This is a genomic window from Candidatus Nanosynbacter featherlites, assembly GCF_005697565.1.
In the GTDB taxonomy this organism is placed as follows: domain Bacteria; phylum Patescibacteriota; class Saccharimonadia; order Saccharimonadales; family Saccharimonadaceae; genus Nanosynbacter; species Nanosynbacter featherlites.
This window is the reverse complement of the sequence record NZ_CP040004.1, coordinates 49,879-65,082: the sequence shown is the minus strand read 5'-3', so window position 1 is coordinate 65,082 and position 15,204 is coordinate 49,879. Positions and strand designations below refer to the sequence as shown.

General features: G+C 47.4%; 15 protein-coding genes and 1 pseudogene. 3 read left to right on the top strand and 13 right to left on the bottom strand.

Going from position 1 to position 15,204, the window contains the following annotated elements:
* Positions 1-26 precede the first annotated feature (26 nt).
* From FBF37_RS04125 to FBF37_RS00310, 3 genes are read right to left on the bottom strand one after another with little or no spacing between them, the layout of a single operon-like run.
* The gene (locus tag FBF37_RS04125) at positions 27-506 is read right to left on the bottom strand and encodes a type II secretion system protein (protein ID WP_236861247.1); all 480 of its coding nucleotides are present in this window, start codon (positions 504-506) and stop codon (positions 27-29) included.
* A 17-nt stretch (positions 507-523) separates the two neighbouring features.
* Positions 524-1,189 carry a tRNA pseudouridine(55) synthase TruB gene (gene truB, locus FBF37_RS00315; RefSeq protein ID WP_138078382.1) on the bottom strand — a complete coding sequence of 222 codons (666 nt, stop codon included), beginning with the start codon at positions 1,187-1,189 and terminating at the stop codon, positions 524-526.
* Between the two features lies 1 nt (position 1,190).
* Complete coding sequence (locus tag FBF37_RS00310; protein ID WP_138078380.1) at positions 1,191-3,002, bottom strand: hypothetical protein; 1,812 nt, start codon at positions 3,000-3,002, stop codon at positions 1,191-1,193.
* A gap of 174 nt (positions 3,003-3,176) precedes the next feature.
* Here FBF37_RS00310 and rpsT point away from each other — a divergent pair.
* Positions 3,177-3,407, top strand: a pseudogene (gene rpsT, locus FBF37_RS04215) (30S ribosomal protein S20); the annotation flags it as partial.
* Positions 3,408-3,612: 205 nt separating this feature from the next.
* Here the strand turns inward: rpsT and holA are convergent.
* Genes holA through polA form a run of 5 tightly spaced genes read right to left on the bottom strand, consistent with a single transcriptional unit; the run spans position 3,613 to position 9,061 of the window.
* Positions 3,613-4,509, bottom strand: a complete 897-nt coding sequence (gene holA, locus FBF37_RS00300; protein ID WP_138078376.1) for a DNA polymerase III subunit delta — start codon at positions 4,507-4,509, stop codon at positions 3,613-3,615.
* Positions 4,506-5,384 (bottom strand): bifunctional DNA-formamidopyrimidine glycosylase/DNA-(apurinic or apyrimidinic site) lyase, encoded by an 879-nt coding sequence (gene mutM / locus FBF37_RS00295; protein ID WP_138078374.1) that lies wholly within the window; start codon positions 5,382-5,384, stop codon positions 4,506-4,508. Before mutM ends, holA begins: the two co-directional genes overlap by 4 nt.
* A gap of 35 nt (positions 5,385-5,419) precedes the next feature.
* A complete protein-coding gene (locus tag FBF37_RS00290) occupies positions 5,420-6,064 on the bottom strand; it encodes a hypothetical protein (protein ID WP_138078372.1) in 645 nt (214 codons plus the stop codon).
* A 50-nt stretch (positions 6,065-6,114) separates the two neighbouring features.
* The gene (locus tag FBF37_RS00285; protein ID WP_138078370.1) at positions 6,115-6,525 is read right to left on the bottom strand and encodes an NUDIX hydrolase; all 411 of its coding nucleotides are present in this window, start codon (positions 6,523-6,525) and stop codon (positions 6,115-6,117) included.
* A gap of 1 nt (position 6,526) precedes the next feature.
* Positions 6,527-9,061 (bottom strand): DNA polymerase I, encoded by a 2,535-nt coding sequence (gene polA / locus FBF37_RS00280; protein ID WP_138078368.1) that lies wholly within the window; start codon positions 9,059-9,061, stop codon positions 6,527-6,529.
* A gap of 34 nt (positions 9,062-9,095) precedes the next feature.
* Here polA and FBF37_RS00275 point away from each other — a divergent pair, with 34 nt between their 5' ends.
* Complete coding sequence (locus FBF37_RS00275; RefSeq protein WP_138078366.1) at positions 9,096-9,683, top strand: AAA family ATPase; 588 nt, start codon at positions 9,096-9,098, stop codon at positions 9,681-9,683.
* Between the two features lie 62 nt (positions 9,684-9,745).
* Here FBF37_RS00275 and rpoD read toward each other — a convergent pair whose 3' ends face one another.
* Together rpoD and dnaG are read right to left on the bottom strand one after the other, a co-directional pair.
* Complete coding sequence (rpoD, locus tag FBF37_RS00270) at positions 9,746-10,720, bottom strand: RNA polymerase sigma factor RpoD (protein WP_138078364.1); 975 nt, start codon at positions 10,718-10,720, stop codon at positions 9,746-9,748.
* Positions 10,717-12,453, bottom strand: coding sequence for a DNA primase (gene dnaG / locus FBF37_RS00265; RefSeq protein WP_138078362.1), 1,737 nt, complete (start codon positions 12,451-12,453; stop codon positions 10,717-10,719). Before dnaG ends, rpoD begins: the two co-directional genes overlap by 4 nt.
* Before the next feature lie 53 nt (positions 12,454-12,506).
* Here dnaG and FBF37_RS00260 point away from each other — a divergent pair, with 53 nt between their 5' ends.
* The gene (locus tag FBF37_RS00260; RefSeq protein ID WP_138078360.1) at positions 12,507-13,109 is read left to right on the top strand and encodes a hypothetical protein; all 603 of its coding nucleotides are present in this window, start codon (positions 12,507-12,509) and stop codon (positions 13,107-13,109) included.
* On the opposite strand, the gene FBF37_RS00255 is transcribed toward FBF37_RS00260, so the two are convergent.
* The 3 genes from FBF37_RS00255 to FBF37_RS00245 are packed head-to-tail and all read right to left on the bottom strand — an operon-like array spanning position 13,078 to position 15,071.
* Positions 13,078-13,443 carry an MmcQ/YjbR family DNA-binding protein gene (locus tag FBF37_RS00255; protein WP_138078358.1) on the bottom strand — a complete coding sequence of 122 codons (366 nt, stop codon included), beginning with the start codon at positions 13,441-13,443 and terminating at the stop codon, positions 13,078-13,080. The genes FBF37_RS00260 and FBF37_RS00255 overlap by 32 nt on opposite strands.
* Entirely contained in the window at positions 13,440-13,991 is a 552-nt protein-coding gene (gene orn / locus FBF37_RS00250) for an oligoribonuclease (RefSeq protein WP_138078356.1), read from the bottom strand. The genes FBF37_RS00255 and orn overlap by 4 nt, the downstream gene beginning before the upstream one ends.
* Positions 13,992-14,003: 12 nt before the next feature.
* The gene (locus FBF37_RS00245; protein ID WP_138078354.1) at positions 14,004-15,071 is read right to left on the bottom strand and encodes a hypothetical protein; all 1,068 of its coding nucleotides are present in this window, start codon (positions 15,069-15,071) and stop codon (positions 14,004-14,006) included.
* Positions 15,072-15,204 lie beyond the last annotated feature (133 nt).

The window sequence follows — 15,204 nt, the reverse complement described above, 5'->3', positions numbered from 1 at the left end:
GTAAACGATATTTTCAAGCAGTACCACTAGAACAGTTGTGCGTAGCTATATACTGTGGAACCACTGGTGGGCACCTGGCTATCATTATGATGACAAGCTGAACGAATACGATTAAATGTCGCTATGTCTTCAGTTGTTGGATTATTGAGAGCAGCGTATATTACAAACCCTTTGCCGCCATCTTGACATTGAAATATCCGAAAAATCGCTTCATCATCAGCTGCTTTCTTACTCGAGACACCTTCTCGATAGTCAGATTTCAGGTACTCTGGAACAAGACTCTGAACACCAGTTGGCGCACTAAACATAGGAAAACTTTTTAACTGCTTTCCTCTGGATTCCGCTAAAACAGCAGCGTCACCTACAGTTTTAACCACAGACCGAATTTTAGCATCCAACCCATTTTCACGTACCGACCGATACGAAACAATCGCTATTGATGCCAAAACAGCAATCACCGCTATAACAATTAATACTTCAATCAGTGTAAAACCCTTATGCTTCATATCCATATAATACCACTCTAGTTCTCTATGCCAAAATCCGACAGTTTTACTGCTTGTTCGATGGTAAAATTGGCAATTTTCGTGCGCCGCAACGATTGACAGTAAGCGCCGGTTCCCAAATATTTCCCAATATCCTCTGCCAGAGTGCGAATATATGTACCACTGGAGACATGGGCATTGATGTATAGGTTTGGATAGTCATATGATTCAATCTCAATGTCATAGACCGTAATCTGCCGTACTGGCATAGCAACCGCCTGCCCTTTTCGCGCCAATTGATAGGCACGCTGCCCATTGATTTTGATGGCACTAAAGACTGGCGGGATTTGCTCAATCACCCCAATAAACTGCCGTGTCGCTTGTCTCACTGCTTCAATCGTCGGCTGGTGGTCAGACACTGGCGTAAGCTCCCCTTCAGGATCCCCCGTCGTGCTGGTTACTCCCAATATGATTTCTGCTCGATACCACTTGTCTAACTTAGTAAACAACCCGGCTTCTTTACATTTTTTACCAGTCACCAAAATCATCAGACCAGTAGCAAACGGATCCAACGTGCCGGTGTGTCCAACTTTTGCTTTCTTACCCAGCTGCTGACTGAGCACCCTCCTGATTCTGGCGACCACACCAAAACTGCTCATACCAGCTGGCTTATCAATGAGCACAATATCATCATTTGGTATCATGCTAATTTTGTCCTGGAATCTGGAACTGCGTTGGGTTGAATTCAGAATTGGTATTGTTCACGGCTGGTGGCGTTGCCGCTGGCACTGATGGAACAGCGGGACTGGCTGCTGGAGCTGGCGGAAAGGCCGCTGGTAACTCTGGCAAAGTGCTAAAGTCAGGCATTGGCGGCAACCCTGCTATATTCTTGGTGGAAGATTCAATTTCTGCCAAGGTTGGCGCACCAGGAGCGCTAGTCGGTGCTAACGGATCCGGGACATTAGGTACTGCTGCTAACGCCTCACTAACCGCTTCGTGGCTTGGTTGACCCAATGGTTGGTTAGCTCCCAACACCTTTGAGGTATCTTCGCTGAGCGCAGCCATGACATCACCGTTGTGCCCAGCAATGGTTGAGGCCTCCCCTAAAGGAGAGATTGATCTATTACTTTGCATATTATTGTTCGTTTCAGCAAACGGATCAACCGACTTTGGCTCATCATTATGACGAGCAACTGTCGCGTTTATTGGCGAATCGCTAAACCCCCCTTGACTACTGCCAGGTTGGCCATGATTCAAAATTGTGCGGTTACGACCACTTTCAGCTTCTCGCTTCTTGTCTTCTGCAGCCTGCTCAGTTGAGGCATTAAACGTACCACCTACTGACGGCTCTGGTAACTCATCTTTCGTAGACTGCGGGCTACCCAGTGGCTTGATGGCCGGTAAACTATATTCTGGTTCTGGTAGCTTTGCTGGCTCTTCTGATTCTACCGTCTCTTCTGGGGTAGATTTGGCTAATTGCTTCTCTAAGTATGATTCTGCAGCACGTGCAGCCTCGTCTTGAGCCTCAGCCTGAGTTCGTCGAGCAACCTCGTCTAAATCACCCCTCTTTTGGTGCGAGATCTCCAGGGTGCCATCATCTGGTTTTGGTAGCTCTTTGTCTGATTTTTTTGGTGGCTGCTTGCGGGATGAACGGCTAATTGATAGCTTTGTATTGTCCACCTCTGCCTCGTCAGTATCTGGCGATTCATCTGGAGTGTTGGCATCTTCTGGTTCATCAACAGGAGCTTCCAACTCCTCAGCTTCCACTAACTTTGCAGCAATCAATTGCTGATTGGCGCCTGCGGCCATCAAGTCTGCGGCAGCTGTCATGACGCGAGGTGATGTCAGGTTGTTACTAAACCTATTAGTTACAGCAACGATACCGGTCATAAACGCATTTGCCATCTGTTCATCCAATGTTGCCTTGACCGTCTTCAGCTCATCAACCAATTCCAAAAGCATCTCGCTCACACCACTAGCATTGCGCTCGTGCCAATCAATCGCACCCAAACTACTCTTGATGTCCCGAGCCGTCACCGTCACTACGTCAGCACTGTGCAAAATTTTACCATGGGCCGTCAAGGCTTCATCAAGATGATTGCTATCTTCAACGTTCAAAGCCAACACCAGCTCAATGTTGTAATCACCCTGTGAGAATTCCAAGTCTGCTTCAGTAATTGTCGTTCTGTACGGTGTGATAAAAATTTTCACAACCGCATCGTCAACGATTTTGTACCGCAAGTGATCCGCCTTGTCCTTATCAAGTGCGATGATAAAGTCTCTGAGACTGTCCGCCGTGTCCTCAAATGTCTTATCAGGCTCCAGAAAATTTATTGCTGGTGGAATCTTACCAGAGAACACCGCTGTAGCATGTTTTCCAAGCTCATTCAAAAATAGCGTTAGCCCCAGTGCTGCTGATAGTTCATCAACGCTTGGATCACGACTAACCGTAACTAATATATTAGTATTTTCTTTGATTTTTTGGATTACCTGCTGCTTGGCGGAAGCGGTGCTCATTGTTTGTTTTCCTGTTTCTTTTTATTGCTATAGCCTTTGGCTGAATTATAGCATAAGCATAGGCGATTAGTCAAGATCATACCCCGTTTCATCCCGCCTCTTTACTTTTCATGCAATTTTCTGTATAATGCATCTTTGATTAGCGATAAAAACTTATAGAGGTAAAGGAGTACCATGCCAATCATCAAATCCGCCATCAAGCGCGCTAAACAAGCAGTTAAACGCCGTGAAAAGAACATCGGCATCAAGAAAGACATCAAGTCAGCAGTCAAAGCTTTCCACGCAAATCCAACTGCAACCACCCTGGCAGCTGCTCACTCTGAGCTAGACACTGCGGTCAAAAAAGGCCTCTTGAAGAAGAATACCGTTGCTCGTCGCAAAAGCGCTCTGAGCAAAGCAGCCAAAGAGGCTGGTGTCAAGTTAGAAGCTGCCAAAAAACCAGCAGCGAAAGCACCTGCCGCAAAGAAAACGCCAGCTACCAAGCCAGCTGCAAAAAAGTCACCTGCCAAGAAGCCGGCAGCTAAAAAACCTGCTGCTAAAAAAGCTGACAAATAAAACTCGTCGACTTCAAACAACACCTCAGCAATAACGCTGAGGTGTTTTCATATAACTACAAACTTACTAAAGCCGTTTCTATCAGTAACCACGGATTAACCCCGGTCGTTTTCATCTGAAGGTCTGCCTGAAACAACGCATCGTTAATCCGCCTGAGATGTTCAATGTCAACGGTCCGAGCTGACGAGGACAAGCGCTGCAATACATATGGATTGACCGATAAATCGGCTGCCACCGTTTTATTATCACCGCCTGCCAGCACCAATGCCGCCATGTTAGTTGCTTGCGAGGCCAATAGTCCCATCGTCTGGTAGGCGCCGTCTACGCCACTTTCTGACTCCAGGTAACTGATGATATTGTGCACCGTTTCATAATCCTTCGACAAAGCAGCAACAAACAAATCAAACACGTTTTCTGATCTTGCCAGTGGCACTAACTGATCAATCAACTCATCAGTAATCTCCTCCACGAGCGACAATTGATCCAAAAAATTACTGAGTCGCAACTGGTCAAACCCCAAACGGTCAATCAACGTTCCTATTTGTGTGCGCGTCAGCTTATAACTGCGCTCACGAGCCTGCACTTCACACCAAGATATAAGCTGCGGTTTTTGGCGGTCACTGAGCGGCAAAAATTCTTGAGTTTTGGCAGTTTTTTGCAACCATTTATAGGTTTTTGTTCGTTTATCAAGTTTGCTTTCTACTAGGATAATGGTTTTATCATCATCAAACGGCAACTCTGACAATCGCGACCAGATGTCAAAATTTTCGCTCAACTTCGAGATGACATACACTGCAGACTGACTAAATAGGGTTTGTCCAATTGCTATTTCCTGCATATCAGCCAGCGTTAATTCCTCGCCATCATACCGCACGACGTCCGCATCACCAACCAGCGCTACCAACGCCGCCTGTTTCTCAAACTCATTGTCACCGTGGAGAAGATGAATCATTTAGCCTCCACCTGGCACATCGGACAAACATGTGTACCACGACCGCCGACTTTTAGCTTAATGATTTCTTGGTCGGGGTGGCGATGACAGGCTTGACCTTCGCGGCGAAACACATGAGCAAATGTCAGATAATTTCCCTTCCGACCCTCGGCATCAACGTAATTTTTATCAGTCGAGCCACCTTGGTCGATGCTGAGTTGCAAGATTTGCCGTAGCTCATTAAATAATGTATTCAACTGCTGGTCGCTAACGTTTTTCACCCGCGTTTGCGGATGAAGACGCGCCGCCCACAACGCCTCGTCAGCGTAAATATTACCAACCCCGGCGATCACTGCCTGGTCAAGAAAAGCTGGCTTGATCATCGAGTTTTGACGGCGACGAATCCGCTGGATGAAATCCTCGGCGCGTGTATTGGGATCAAGCGGTTCTGGGCCGACTTTTTGCATGAACGGCAAGTTCTTCACCTCATCAGTCGGCAGTAACTTTACCCAGCCAAACTTGCGCTGATCGTTAAAAAACAGCCGCGACCCGTCCACAAAGTCAATCTGCACCCGCGTCGACCGATCTGGCAACTCGCCAATCAAACTGTCGTTCGGATGGCCGCCAGCAAAACTCTGCACTCCACGAAAGATAAGCTGCCCCGTCATCTTCAGATGTACCACCAGTGAATACTGCGTATCCAGGTCAATCATCAGCACTTTTGCTCGCCGTCGCACCGCCGTTACGCATGCGCCATACAAAAATTGTTCAACATCAGCCCGCGCATTTGGGAAGCTTTTTGGTGAGTCAAACACCGTTACTCGCGTCAGCACTCGACCGGGCAATAGCTCAGCTAAACCGCGGCGAACCGTCTCAACTTCTGGCAGCTCAGGCATCCAACATAACCTCCCTCGTTATCTATTTATATACATTAGAACTGGAAGAATGTATCTTCCTGCTGCAAACCAACACCCGCAGCAATCTTTTTCCCGTCAGGAATTTGATTGAGGAACATCAACAATATATCGTTAGCATTGGCAGTTGCCGAACCCTTTGAACCGCCACAATCAGACGTCCACAGCGTCTTCACTGGATTCCCGTGATATAACGTCTCAAATTTGTACACCTTACCGTTTGCGCAAATACCTCTTAGGTCATTTTGCTCTTCTGATAATTGGCGTCCTTCCATCATCTTTCTTTTCTCCAGAGCGTACACCAATTCTTCATATGCCCGGCTATTATTATCCAGCTTTTTCTCATCAATTTGCTTTTCCAAGTAGCCCTCATAGGTGCTCATGCGCCGAATATCTGGCGTGATTTCAATCTGGTAGGAGCGGAATTTTTCCTGCGCCACGATTGGTCCGCGAACCGTCAAACGCACTGCTCGATTGGCGTCAGTTGATAGCAATGACTCTTTGGCAATATCTGCCTGAGATTTTGGTTTGTTCTCCGGATTATTACCGCCCAGCAAAGACTGACCAATGGCGATCACCGCTGCCACCGCCACTACCATGATAATAATAACCAGTAAAATCGGTATCAGTCGGGAAAAAGAATTTGTTCTTGCGTATCTCATGGGGTGATTATACCATAATATTAGAATTTTTGCACTAGTTACTTAGTATCCTACGAGAGCTGGGCTATCGCTTGACGGAAGGCCTCAGGATATTTGTTTTTCAAATAATCAGCCGCTTGTTCAGGGCTTACCCAATGAAGTGTAACGCCAGGCTCACATGAACGAGGAATTTGATCTGCCGGTAGCTGCACGTGATAGACAATTAGCATGAGGCTTGTCATCATATCATCATACGGGAGCTGCTTGACCGCTTTTGCCACATCCCAAAGCTGATTATTGGCAATATGATCAACGCCAATCTCCTCATGTAGTTCACGCAGCAGTGCAGCCTCTATGTCCTCACCTTGATCCATTCTGCCACCTGGAATATCCCAATAGTCTTGGCTTTTGAGTAGTAAAATTTGGTGTTCATCATTTTGAATAAGGGCTTTTATGCCGATTTGAAATAACTGCTCTGTCATCTTATGTTTCCTCCCAATTTTTGCCTATTTGTACATCAACCTTTAATCGAATTGACAGTTCCGGACAAACACCTTCCATTTCCGCACGCATGATGCCACCTACTCGCTCGGCGTCTTCCGGCGCACATTCCACCAAAATCGAGTCATGAACCTGCAGGACTGGCTCGGCCAGCCCAGCCAACTTGTCTTCCAGCCGAATCATCGCCAATTTCATCAAATCCGCTTCCGTGCCCTGAATCGGCATATTCATCGCCGCCCGCTCAGCCGCCGAACGCACCATAAAGTTGCTCGATTTAACATCTGGTGTTGGTCGGCGCCGACCAAAATACGTCTCAACAAAGCCTTGTTCGCGCGCTTGAACTAAAATTGTGTCCAAATAGTGGCGGATTGGCTGGCGCACCGCAAAATAGTGTTCGATAAACTGTTTTGCCTCAGTGAACGTCATGCCGGTGGCCGCCGCCAAACCGTGCGGACTCATGCCATATAGCACGCCAAAGTTGATCACCTTGGCTGCACGCCGCTGTAATTTCGTCACCTCGGCCATCGGCACGCCGTAGGTCTCGGCCGCCGTCTTAGTATGAATATCCACGTCACTATTAAAATCGTTAATCAGCTGCTCATCGCCCGCCAGCACCGCCGCCAGTCGCAGCTCAAATTGTGAATAATCGGCACCAACAAACACCTTGCCCTCACTCGGCACAAACGCCTGGCGAATTTTCCGGCCCAGTTCTGTGCGCACCGGAATATTCTGTAGGTTCGGATTGGTGCTGCTCAGCCGCCCGGTGCTAGTGACGTCTTGGTTAAACGTCGTGTGAATCCGCCCGTCCTCGGCCACCAACTTCGGCAGCGCTTCAATGTAGGTACTGATCAATTTAGTCAGCTCCCGATACCGCTCAATCAGCTCAATAATTGGGTGCTGTCCGCGCAGTTTATCCAGCTCCTTCAGCCCCGTTGAATAGCCGGTTTTACCTTTTTTGATACCAGTCGTCGGCAGCTGCAACTTGGTAAATAACACCTCAGACAGCTGTGCCGGACTAGCGGCATTGAACTCGCGCCCAGCCATCGTATACATTTGTTGTTCAAGCTGACTGACTTCTGCTGCCAGCTCCTGACCCATGTGTTCAAGAAGTGCTGTGTCCAGCTTCATGCCGCGCCTTTCCATCTGAAACAGTGGCCAAATCACCGGAAAATCAAACTCGCGTAGTACCCTGGCAATCTGCTGATGCGTCGCCATATAATCCTGCTGCTGGCGATAAATTTGATGGAGCCGTGCCAGCTGCCGCGCTGGGGAGTTGTCCTCAGAAAAATCACCCGCCAGCGCCATCAAACTACGGTCACGCCTCAGTGGATCAATCAAAAATGCCGCCTGTCCAACATCCCACACTTCATGAAACCGCACCGTCACACCGTGATCATCCAGCGCGTGATACAACTCCTTGACGTCCGCCGCGATCACTACGCCCTGCGCCAACAGTTGCCAAATATGTTGACCAATCTCACTAATCTTCGCCCGCCACGCCACGCCAGGCTTGGAATTGATATACACTATGTCCGGATCCGATGAATCAATATAAATAATGTTTTCCGTCTCAAACAGCGGCTCAGCTGGCAAGTTTTCGACGCGCGGCAGCTTCAACTCCACTGTCTCCGCCACCTCGTCCACCGCCTGCATTGTCCGCGGCAATCGCCCAATCAGCGAATGAAACTCCAATTTTCGCAAAATCTCCGCCACCTGCGCAAAGTCGCAGTCGTTAACATCGGCTACTTCCCAGTCCAGCTCCACTGGCGCGTCAGTCCAAATCTCCGCCACCTGCTTAGTCAAATATGCCGATTCCCGACCACTCTCCAGTTTTGTCCGTAAAGCGCCTTTTTGCTCGTCCAAGTGCGCGTACACCCCGTCCAGCGTGTCATATGATTGCAATAATTTCACCGCAGTCTTTTCACCAACGCCCGGCACACCTGGCAAATTGTCGCTCGCATCACCTTTCAACGCCTTCAAATCCAAAAACTGGTCCGTCCGAATACCATATTTTTGTTCAAAATATTCCGCCGTAAATTCCTCGATATTCCTCAGGCCATTTTTCATGGCATAGACTTTGGTCAGCGGCGACACCAATTGTAGCGCATCCAAATCCGACGTTAGCAAACACGTTTGTACGCCGCGCGCTTCCGCTTGCCTGGCAAACGCGCCCATAATATCGTCCGCCTCATAATCATCCAGCTCATACAGCGGCCAGCCGAACGCATCCAGCAGTTCGTGTAAAATCGGAATTTGCTGATAAAAATCATCAGGCGCTGGCTTACGACCCGCCTTGTATTCTGGATATAGTTCCCGCCGCTTACGGATATTAGTACCGCGCTTGTCCCACGCCACTGCCACATAATCTGGCTCCAATTTCTTGATCAGCTCAATCGCCAAACTTACAAATCCATACACCCCGCCGGTCGGCGTACCATCCGCCGTACTGAGCCCCGGCATGGCATAATACCCTCGGTAAAATACTGATTTTCCGTCGATAACTGCCAAACGTTTCATATACTCAGTATATCAAATTTGCTATACTAACAACATGATACAACCACACGCAAAAATCATCGCCCTGGTCGGTCTGGCTGGTAGCGGTAAAAGTTCGGCGGTCGAATATTTCACCAAAAAGGGTATTCCAAAAATTTACTTTGGTGGCGTCATCTACAAAGCCATGGAAGAGGCCGGCATTGAACCAACTTGGGATAATCAGCAAAAATTCCGTGAGGAAATTCGCCGGCGTGAAGGCAAAGATTTCGTGGTCAAGCGTATTGTCAAATCCGCGCACGACTTGATTGACGCTGGCCAAAAGCTCATCGTCCTGGACGGTTTGTACACTTGGAGCGAATACAAAATCCTCAAGCACGAATTCCCTGGCCAGATGTCCGTCATCGCCGTCGTCACACCAAAACACCTGCGCTATCAACGCATGGCCAAACGCCCCGAGCGGCCGATGCAGCCACGCGAAGTTGACCAACGTGATTGGTCGGAAATTGAAAACCTAGAAAAAGGCGGGCCAATCGCCATTGCCGACTATTTCGTGACAAACGACCGCGGACTGGACGAATTATACGCGCAGCTGGAAGCCGTCACTCACCACGAACATTTTTGTAAGGCGCCTGAACAGTGCTAAACACAACGCATCAAAAAAGCCAGGTATACATCCGCCTGGCTTTTTTCTTATCACTTGCTCATTTAGCTCAAATATTCATACAATTTTTTGGCGTCTTTGTGCTTCCTCAGTTTCGCCAAAGCCTTCGCCTCAATCTGACGAATTCGTTCGCGGGTCACGGCAAATTCTTGACCAACTTCTTCCAAGGTGTGGCTTTTACCATTGTCCAACCCAAAGCGCATACGGACAATTTTCTGCTCACGATCGCTCAAGCTCGACAACACATCATTAACCTGCTCTTTGAGCAACTGATTGGTGGCTGACTCCTCTGGCGATACCGTATCCTCATCTTCAATAAAGTCACCCAACACCGAATCTTCTTCATCACCATCACGACCAACGCCAGCATCTAAGCTTGAAATGTCTTGCTTGATTTTCATCACATATTCAATCTTTTCTGGCTCCATATCCAGCTCTTTAGACAGTTCTTCAATGGTTGGTTCACGGTTCAGCTCTTGCGTCATCCGTCGCTGGGTGCGCAACAATTTATTGATGGTTTCCACCATGTGCACCGGGATACGAATGGTTCGTGCCTGGTCAGCAATTGCTCGGGTGATTGCCTGGCGAATCCACCACGTCGCATAGGTTGAAAATTTAAAGCCCTTGTCTGGATCAAATTTCTCCACCGCGCGCAGCAAACCAGTATTACCCTCCTGGATCAAATCCAGAAAATCAAGACCACGTCCTGAATACCGCTTGGCAATTGACACCACCAAACGCATGTTGGCCTCAGCCATCTTATCTTTAGCCTTTTTATCGCCCTGAGTTACACGCTGTGCCAATTCCATTTCTTCTTCAGCGCTGAGCAGCGGAATTTTACCAATCTCACGCAAATACAATCTGACTGAGTCATCCGATATGTCATCCAAATATTGCCCAGCATTCAGAGCATCAAGGTCTTCAGCTTCCTCGTCATCATCAACATCATTGATGTTTGGTTCATCAAACTCCGTCTCATCAGTTGCTAATGGCCTGTTTTTTATTGGGTCGTCGGTCACGCTTTCTCCTTAATTAGTGCGTTCAGCTGATGTCGCAGATCTTGAGCCAACGACTCATCATTTGCAGTTTCAGCGTCACGCAAATTACTCATTAATTGTTGTATTTTGTTTTCACGGTGTTTAGATATTACATGTTTGACCAATCGTGCCATCTCACCTGGTAAATCGTCTTGTTTCCAGTCGGCATAACGAGTGTCGAATTTCAACTGTACTATCTTTACATACTCCTCAATATTTTTCAAGTTTTCGGGTATCGGATCCAGTGTTGCGTTCGGGTTCTGGGTGAGATATTTCAACAATTCTCGGGTGTTTGCATTATCCGTGACTTCTTCTGGAACTGACGCCAACCAACGCCTCACGCTTGGTTCTTGAGCTGCAAGCCCCAGTAACATATCGAGCGTCTCATCTGATGGTTTTTGCGGCGCGGTTTTTTTGGTTTTTGAGTGGCGGAGAACCGTTTTGTTTGTTGTGATGCCAGACATCTTTGCTTTCAGAGCGTCTATGCTGGCCCCTGTTTTTTTGGCTACCACCTGCAAATAATGCTCTTGTTCCACTGGATCATGTAAACTACGAATCAAACCAAGTGACGCCGTTGAAAATCGTCGCTTCCCCTCAGCAGTCGTGAGATTTTCTCGCTGCGAATATTGTTGTATCACCCACGCCACAGCGGGCATAGCTTTGGTGATGACTGATTTCCACTGCTCTACACCCTGAGTTTTAATCAATTCGTCCGGATCCTTACTACCCTCTGGTAAACTAACAACTTCCAACTCCACGCCAATGGTTTGTGATAGTTTAATGGCCCGTTCTGTGGCATTTAACCCTGCCTTGTCGCCATCAAATGCTAATTTGATTCTACCAGCCAGTCTGCTCAAAGTTTTGAGGTGCTGTTCAGTGATGGCCGTTCCAGCCGTAGCTACAACCTGCCGCACTCCCGCTTGATGGCTACTCACCACATCCAAATTACCCTCAACGATCACTACTTCATCTGATTTTCGAATCGATTCTTTAGCTTGAGACAAACCAAAGATGTGCCGTGACTTATCAAACAAAAGAGTTTGTGGCGTGTTCAAATATTTAGGGGCATCTATCTCATCTTGAATGATCCGACCCGTAAAACCAACCACTCTGCCAGTAGCATCCATCAGTGCCACCACCATCCGACCGCGATACAAATCGCCGCCAAACCTATTAGTCAGGCCAGCGTCCGCCAATTCTTGCTTTGAAAAACCCCGTTTAGTTAATGCTGTCACCAATGACGAACCATCGTCTGGCGCGAACCCAATCATAAAATCCTGAATTGTTTGTCGAGTCAAACCGCGTTTTTTTACCACATATTCCAAGGCTCTGGGTGTCCGCAGCAGTGATTGTTGAAAGAATTTTGCAGCAAGCTCTAATGCTTCAGCTGCCCGGGCTCGCCGTTTGGCCGTTCGTCCATCACCGCGGGAAAATAAGCTCAGATCCACGCCCGCCTTGCGCGCCAAATGCTCCAACGACTGACGAAAATCCATTCCTTCCACCAGCATCACAAATGAAAACACATCACCACCCTTGCCCGAAGAAAAATCATGCCAAATCTGTTTTTCCGGACTCACCATAAAACTCGGCGTTCGCTCATCAGTAAACGGGCTGAGTCCCTTGAGATTACGACCCGCCCGTTTCAGCTGAACATATTCACCAATCACGTCCTCAATATTCAGTCGCGCCCGCACTTCTTCTTTGGCATCTTGCATATCTTTATTATATCACCCTTTACCTCTGTTTATGTTTATGCTTAAATAGTACTATGTATCCAAATGATCCATATTCTCAACCACCAACACCATCTGGTATTGATTATCTTAATCAAATCGCGGCTCCACCAGAACCAGCCGGATTTGATAAGAAGACTAAGATCATCATTATCATCATTGCGCTAGTCGGTGTGCTCAGTCTTGGCTTCATTTGGGCGGCCAGTCAATCAGGCTCTGGCCCAACCATTTCCAACGCCATCATGAGAGTTGCCCGCCTACAAACAGTCACTGAATTACAGAAAAAGCGTCTAAAAAACAGCACCGTTACTGATATTAACAGCTCCCTTGATGCCATACTCACCACCGCCGTCAATAAAGCAACGCCAATTGCTCAGTCGGAAAAGCTAGATATCAACAAGGCCCTCAAGGTGCCAGACTTTGAGGTAAAACTGAGTGAGAAGCTAGATGATGCCTTTTTGAATGACCAGCTTGATGCTGTCTATACCCGAGAGATGGCTTATCAGCTTGAACTGCTTAGTTCAGAATTATCCAGTCTATCGAAAAAAGCCAAAAAATCTGACGTCAAAGAATTTTTAGAGAAAACACAGTCAGATATTACTTCCATCAAGAAGCGTCTCGAGAGCTCTCCGGTGTAATACCGCTAACCAACTGCCAGCTCAGCCGCGCCAAATCAAAAACTTCTTCATCACTCAACTGCCCTGAGCAGATGATAGTATTCCAGTGCTTTTTGTTTAAATGATAGCCTGGCAATACCGTTTCGTATTTTTCCCGCAAATTCTGCGCCAGCAATGGGTCACATTTCAAACTCACCCTGAGCGGCTTTGAGCCTTCCGCCACCAATGCCACCATTTTCCCTGCGCTATCATTGCCCCTGCCAAATTTATACACCGCGATATCCTCGCCAAACGGATAGTCTAACCACACACCGGGCAAACTCAAGATAAATTCTTCAAATTGTTTATGGGTCATGGTTTCACTTTCTTTAAATAATACTTAAGTTCCATGATACTGCCACGAATATCCTCCAGCGCCCGATGATCCTCTGGCTTGGCAAATTTCTTACCATATTTACCCTCAAACACCACTTTCCAAGCACTGACATCCAGCATCCGATAATGTAGTCTTTTTGACAACATAGGCCACCATTGGTCGATAAATCGCCGGTCTTGATGAATTGAATTACCACCAAGCAAAATTCGTGGCTCATCTGTAAAATGTTCATCGCAAAATGCCAATAATTCACGCTCCACCTCGGCTAACGGCTTACCCGAAGCATTTTGTTCCTCCAAACCGCGCCGCGCTGCTGGATGCTGGTCCCAAAAGCTAGCATTTCGGTCCAGTAGCTTACCCAGCTTCTCGGGTTCATGTCGCACCACACCCTCATAGGTCGCAATTTCCGTAAAATCCCAATCCGTAGCAATCGCCGCCACTTCCAAAATCTCATCACGCACTGGATCTAGTCCAGTCATCTCCAGGTCGATCCATAAAATTTTTTTTGGCTTAAAAGTTGCTTTCATATCTTTATTATACTACTTTTTAGAGTCGTAGTAGTCACGAGAAAACCGCTCTGGCACCTGCCGTAATAACCCTTCAATAACGTCATCAAGCTTTACCACGCCACCATTTTCTCTTTCAGCCAGAAAAACATCAGATGCGTTGCCGTCAGAGGGAATAAAATTTGTCCGATTGACTAACTCATAGTATAATTCGGCAGCACTCATATCTTCACAGCCATATGGCAACATCCTGTACGACCTCAGATTTTTTACGTAGCGTTCGGCCAATTCGTCGCTAACTTCTAACGCCTTGTCCAATTGCAGCGTTTGCATGAAGTAATCGTCTTTTGGATCGCCATAAGTATCGTCTGGCAGCTGGACGCTTTTAATACTTGCATCGTCAATTCCTTGAACTTGCATATCTGAAAGAAGCCGCACAGCCTTGAGAGCTAATTTGTTACCAATGCGATAGCTATTACCAGGATCGTGCTCAAATACCGTTGGCCTGATGACGTGCTCAGCAGTATCCAGCACTGCTTGAGTACTGGCCAACAGCCTCCAAGTGTCACCATCCTTGCGTATAAGCACTTGATTGATTGTAAAATCATGCTGCCTCATAAACTCAGCGGCAGACTGTACAGGCTCCGCACCATAGCCATTCATTGCATCACGCGGCGAAAAGCGCATTGAAAGATCGCTCGCTACCGCCCGAATCTCATCTGGATCATAATCGCCGTTAGCAATAACTTCTTCTAAAATTACCAAATCGACATCGCGAGGAGGTGGTAACTGACGGTCACTGTGTACTAATGCCTCCAAAACCTGGCGAGCCGCCCCGCCCTTTACACCAATAAATGACGGTAGTTCATCTAAATCAAAACCCAAATTAGCCCGCTCAATAGCATCGGCAGGCAACTCATACTCATATATTTCATTGCAGCGAGCTTCCGGGTTACCGAGTTGCTCACAATCACAGTCTTTTAATTGAAGGTTCGCCACCCCTAAATCCGTATAGTGTTCACCACTATCAAGCATTTGCAAAGCACGAGGCTGATGCATCTTAGCCCCTATATCGCTCGGGTTCGGGCTTACTTTTTCCACGTATTATATTTTAGCATAAATTATTTAAAAAGTCAAACAAAGAAGTCCTCTCATCACGGACTGGATCTAGTCCAGTCATCTCCAGGTCGATCCACAATATTTTTTCGCTTTACTCATACTACCTATCATACAC

Coding starts and splice junctions, on each gene's coding strand:
- holA (WP_138078376.1), bottom strand. CDS start 4,509: ATGATTCATCTTCTCCACGGTGACAATGAGTTTGAGAAACAGGCGGCG.
- FBF37_RS00310 (WP_138078380.1), bottom strand. CDS start 3,002: ATGAGCACCGCTTCCGCCAAGCAGCAGGTAATCCAAAAAATCAAAGAA.
- FBF37_RS00290 (WP_138078372.1), bottom strand. CDS start 6,064: ATGAGATACGCAAGAACAAATTCTTTTTCCCGACTGATACCGATTTTA.
- dnaG (WP_138078362.1), bottom strand. CDS start 12,453: ATGCAAGATGCCAAAGAAGAAGTGCGGGCGCGACTGAATATTGAGGAC.
- FBF37_RS04125 (WP_236861247.1), bottom strand. CDS start 506: ATGAAGCATAAGGGTTTTACACTGATTGAAGTATTAATTGTTATAGCG.
- FBF37_RS00260 (WP_138078360.1), top strand. CDS start 12,507: ATGTATCCAAATGATCCATATTCTCAACCACCAACACCATCTGGTATT.
- FBF37_RS00275 (WP_138078366.1), top strand. CDS start 9,096: ATGATACAACCACACGCAAAAATCATCGCCCTGGTCGGTCTGGCTGGT.
- mutM (WP_138078374.1), bottom strand. CDS start 5,384: ATGCCTGAGCTGCCAGAAGTTGAGACGGTTCGCCGCGGTTTAGCTGAG.
- polA (WP_138078368.1), bottom strand. CDS start 9,061: ATGAAACGTTTGGCAGTTATCGACGGAAAATCAGTATTTTACCGAGGG.
- truB (WP_138078382.1), bottom strand. CDS start 1,189: ATGATACCAAATGATGATATTGTGCTCATTGATAAGCCAGCTGGTATG.
- FBF37_RS00255 (WP_138078358.1), bottom strand. CDS start 13,443: ATGACCCATAAACAATTTGAAGAATTTATCTTGAGTTTGCCCGGTGTG.
- FBF37_RS00285 (WP_138078370.1), bottom strand. CDS start 6,525: ATGACAGAGCAGTTATTTCAAATCGGCATAAAAGCCCTTATTCAAAAT.
- orn (WP_138078356.1), bottom strand. CDS start 13,991: ATGAAAGCAACTTTTAAGCCAAAAAAAATTTTATGGATCGACCTGGAG.